This window comes from Corynebacterium lipophiloflavum DSM 44291 (assembly GCF_000159635.1).
In the GTDB taxonomy this organism is placed as follows: Bacteria; Actinomycetota; Actinomycetes; order Mycobacteriales; family Mycobacteriaceae; genus Corynebacterium; species Corynebacterium lipophiloflavum.
In genome coordinates, this window is record NZ_GG667193.1 from 227,002 (window position 1) to 231,518 (window position 4,517).

General features: G+C 65.2%; 3 protein-coding genes. 1 reads left to right on the forward strand and 2 read right to left on the reverse strand.

The window, feature by feature from the left end; all coding sequences use genetic code 11:
• Positions 1-2,250 (forward strand): ATP-dependent Clp protease ATP-binding subunit (locus HMPREF0298_RS07685; protein ID WP_006840586.1); only part of this gene is annotated, 2,250 nt, incomplete at its 5' end.
• Here the strand turns inward: HMPREF0298_RS07685 and HMPREF0298_RS07690 are convergent.
• Positions 2,247-3,590, reverse strand: coding sequence for a lipase family protein (locus HMPREF0298_RS07690; RefSeq protein ID WP_006840587.1), 1,344 nt, complete (start codon positions 3,588-3,590; stop codon positions 2,247-2,249). The two genes, HMPREF0298_RS07685 and HMPREF0298_RS07690, sit on opposite strands and share 4 nt — an antisense overlap.
• A gap of 90 nt (positions 3,591-3,680) precedes the next feature.
• Complete coding sequence (gene zupT / locus HMPREF0298_RS07695) at positions 3,681-4,493, reverse strand: zinc transporter ZupT (RefSeq protein WP_040422827.1); 813 nt, start codon at positions 4,491-4,493, stop codon at positions 3,681-3,683.
• Positions 4,494-4,517 lie beyond the last annotated feature (24 nt).

Below are 4,517 nucleotides of genomic sequence, written 5' to 3' on the forward strand. Positions count from 1 at the left end.
GGCTCAGGCCCCGCCCCGTTCGGCGGGGGCGGCGGGCAGCGCGGCGGCCAGCAGGGCGAACGCTCGAACTCGCTCGTGCTCGACCAGTTCGGCCGCAACCTCACCGCAGCCGCCCGCGAGGGCAAGCTCGACCCCGTTGTCGGGCGCGCTAAGGAGATCGAGCGCGTCATGCAGGTGCTCTCGCGCCGCACCAAGAACAACCCGGTGCTCATCGGTGAGCCCGGCGTGGGCAAGACCGCCGTGGTCGAGGGTCTCGCGCTCGACATCGCCAACGGCAACGTGCCGGAGACGCTGAAGGACAAGCAGGTCTACTCGCTCGACCTGGGCTCCCTGGTGGCGGGCTCGCGCTACCGCGGTGATTTCGAGGAGCGCCTGAAGAAGGTGCTCAAGGAGATCAACCAGCGCGGCGACATCATCTTGTTCATCGACGAGATCCACACCCTCGTCGGCGCGGGCGCCGCCGAGGGTGCGATCGACGCAGCGTCGCTGCTCAAGCCGAAGCTGGCCCGCGGCGAGCTGCAGACCATCGGTGCAACCACGCTGGATGAGTACCGCAAGCACATTGAGAAGGACGCCGCCCTCGAGCGCCGCTTCCAGCCCGTCCAGGTCGACGAGCCTTCCGTCGAAGACACCGTGACCATTCTCAAAGGTCTGCGCGACCGCTACGAGGCGCACCACCGCGTTTCCTACACCGACGACGCACTCGTCGCCGCCGCGAACCTGTCGGACCGCTACATCAACGACCGCTTCCTGCCGGACAAGGCCGTTGACCTGCTTGACGAGGCCGGCGCCCGCATGCGCATCAAGCGCATGACCGCGCCGGAGGGCCTGCGCGAGGTCGACGAGCGTATCGCCGAGGTGCGCAAGGAAAAGGAAGCCGCGATCGACGCCCAGGACTTCGAAAAGGCCGCCGGCCTGCGCGATACCGAGCGCAAGCTCGGCGAGGAGCGCCGGGAGAAGGAAAAGCAGTGGCGCTCCGGCGACCTCGAGGAGATCGCCGAGGTCGGCGAGGAGCAGATTGCCGACGTGCTGGCGAACTGGACCGGAATTCCCGTGTTCAAACTCACCGAGTCCGAGTCTTCCCGCCTGCTCAACATGGAAGATGAGCTGCACAAGCGCATCATCGGCCAGGACGAGGCCGTTCGCGCCGTCTCGCGCTCCATCCGTCGTACCCGCGCGGGTCTGAAGGACCCGAAGCGCCCGTCTGGCTCGTTCATCTTCGCCGGCCCGTCCGGTGTGGGTAAGACCGAGCTGTCCAAGGCGCTCGCCGAGTTCCTCTTCGGAGACGAGGATTCGCTGATCCAGGTCGATATGGGCGAGTTCCACGACCGCTTCACCGCCTCGCGCCTGTTCGGTGCTCCTCCCGGATACGTCGGCTACGAAGAGGGCGGCCAGCTCACCGAGAAGGTCCGCCGCAAGCCGTTTAGCGTCGTGCTTTTCGACGAGATCGAAAAAGCGCACAAGGAGATCTACAACACGCTCCTGCAGGTGCTGGAGGAAGGCCACGTCACCGATGGCCAGGGCCGCATGGTGGACTTCAAGAACACCGTGCTCATCTTCACCTCCAACCTGGGCACCAGCGACATCTCCAAGGCCGTCGGCCTGGGCTTTACCGGAAGCACCGCGACGGACGCGGACGCGCAGTACGACCGGATGAAGAACAAGGTGCACGACGAGCTGAAGAAGCACTTCCGTCCCGAGTTCCTCAACCGTATCGACGAGGTTGTTGTCTTCCGCCAGCTGTCCCAGGAAGAGATCGTCCAGATGGTCGAGCTAATGATCGCCCGCGTGGACAAGAACCTCGCCGCCCAGGACATGGGCATCGAGCTGACCGACAAGGCGAAGGACCTGTTGGCCCTGCGCGGTTTCGATCCGGTGCTCGGTGCGCGCCCGCTGCGCCGCACCATCCAGCGCGAAATCGAGGACATCTTGTCGGAGAAGATCCTCTACGGCGAAATCGGCGCCGGAGAGATCATCACCGTCGACGTGGAGGACTGGGACGGCGACGTCGAAGCCGCCAAGCGCGAGCGCGGCAAGGTTGCGGAAGAGGCTACCTTCACCTTCACCCCGCGACCGAAGCCGCTGCCTGCCGAGACCTTCGATGTGGAGCTCGAAGACGAGGTCCGCGACATCTCCCCGGCAAACGGCGAGGCTGATGCTCTAGTGCCGGATGTCCCGCCGGAGACGGAGGGCCCGGAGGATGACGGTGGCGCGACCCCGCCGCCGGCTGGGGCTGGTCAGCCGCTCTAGAAGGTTCCGCAGTTGGAGCCGGCGGGGACCCCGTTGAAGCGGTCCATAATCCACGTAAATGAGGTGGGGGACTGTGTGAAGATGCCCGCGGCGTGGTTGACACCGAATTTGGTGCCCGGGGTCAGCGGCGGGATGTTCTCGTTGAACATTGTGGTGGTGACCCCCAGAGCGCAGTAATCGCGGGCGAGCTGGATCACCTGCGGGGTGGGGACGAGACTGTCGTTGCCGCCGGTGGACACCATGATCGGGGAAGTCGGGGCCGTTTCGCCGAGCTTCTGGTCCTCGAAGAGCTGCTTGATGTGCGGCAGCGAGTTCACAAGCTCATAGAGGGACTCGCCCGTGGAGGTCAGGTCGCTGGTGCTCGTGAAGTGGCGGGTCAGAGCGTCGTCAACGATGCAGGAATTCTTGGTGCCGTGGATAAACTCCCAGCCACGGTCGTTGAGTTTGGCGTCCAGGACCGCGCCGAGCTCGGGGTAGCGCGCCAGGTAGCCGTTGGCGGCGTAGCCGAGCACCGAGGTGATGGTCGAGGTATCAACACCCTTGACCACCTCCATCAGGTCGGCCGGGGGCGCACCGGCGAAGGTGCCCTTGACATTGAGTTCCGGGGCGTAGGTCGGCTGCAGTTCGGCGGCAGCGGCGGACGCGCCACCTCCCTGGGAGTACCCGTAGAAGGCGACCGGGGAGCCGGCGGGGACCACCGCGCGGGCGGCGTCGAGCATGGCGTGGCCCTCTTCGTCGTGGAGCACGTAAGTGTGTGCGCCGGGGGTGCCCAGGCCGATGTAGTCGACCACGACGACGCGCATCCCGGCCAATGCCGCGGCCTCGTAGAAGACAAGCTCGTAGTTGACGCCGAGCGCCGGCTGGGCCGCATCCAGCTGGGCGGTCAGCCACGGCCCGCGCGAAGGTGCGCACATGTCGCCTGCGCCGCGGGTGCCGGGGGCGAAGATCACCGTCGGGGTGGGGCCGTTGCCCTGCCACGGGTTGGCGGGTTCGATGACGAAGCCGGAGGTGGCCACGGGATCCCCGTGGACCGTGGTTGAGGTGTAGAGGATTTTTTCGGCGTAGCCGGGGAAATCTGGGCCGAGGATGTTGAGCAGGTGCGGGGCGGGCTGGGTGCGAAGCAGGGTGCCCGGGGTGCCGAGGTTGTCCACGGGGTCGTCGTAGAAGGGATCGTAACCGTGGATAAAGGAGTCGGCCGGGGTCGTGGCGGCGTGGTGGACGCCGTCCGCAAGCTTCTGGGCTTCCCCGGAGCTTTGGGCATTAGCGGCGGTGACAGACGCGGTGGTCAGCGCGAGCGCAGCGCATATTGTGGCAGCAGTTAGCTTGAGCAAATGTTTCATGCGCGGAAACCTTACTAGTTTTCCTATGTAAAAACTAAATAATAGCAATGGAAAGTATTGGGCACACCCAATTTTAAGGTGGGGTGACGCTTAAGCCAGCGCGACGAGGCTCGCCGCCATCAGCGCCATGCCCGCAATCACCCCGTAAACCGAGTGGTGATGCTCGCCCGTGGCAATCGCGCTGGGCAGGAGCTTGTCAAAGCTGATAAACACCATGATGCCGGCCACCGCGGCGAACGTGAGCCCCAAGGTTGCCGGGCCCATAAACGGCATGAGCAGCGCGAAACCGACGAGCGCGCCAATCGGCTCGGAGAGGCCGGACAGGGTCGCCCACCCAGCGGCAGTCCACTTTTTACCCGTCGCTTCACGTAGTGGCACCGCCACGGCAATGCCCTCCGGGATGTTGTGCACCGCGATCGCGAACGCAATCGGCAGGGCAATCTTCGGGTCGCCCAGCGCGGTGACAAAGGTGGCAAAACCCTCGGGGAAGTTGTGGATCGCGATCGCAAAACCGGTGAGCAGGCCCGCGCGCTTCATCGCCGAGCGCGCCTGGTAGCGCCCACCCTCATCCTGGAACTCGTGCGGGTTAATGGATTCAGGCACGAGCCGGTCGATCACAGCGATCACGGCCACGCCGGCGAAAAACGCCAACACACCGTAGAGGCCGGCGCGGTGGCCATAAACCTCGGTGAGATCGTCGATGCCACCCGGAAGAAGCTCGACGAGTGATATGTAGACCATCACGCCGGCGGACAACCCCAGCGAGCCAGCGAGGAACCGATTCGACGGGCTCGATTTCAACGCAACGAGCAGGCCACCGAACCCGGTGGACGCGCCGGCCAGAAGCGTGATGGCGAAGGCAACGGCCACCGCCTGAGAATCAAAGGTAAGTGCGTGGTCCACGCTAACGCAGTTTAGAGCGGGTGC

Coding starts and splice junctions, on each gene's coding strand:
- HMPREF0298_RS07690 (WP_006840587.1), bottom strand. CDS start 3,590: ATGAAACATTTGCTCAAGCTAACTGCTGCCACAATATGCGCTGCGCTC.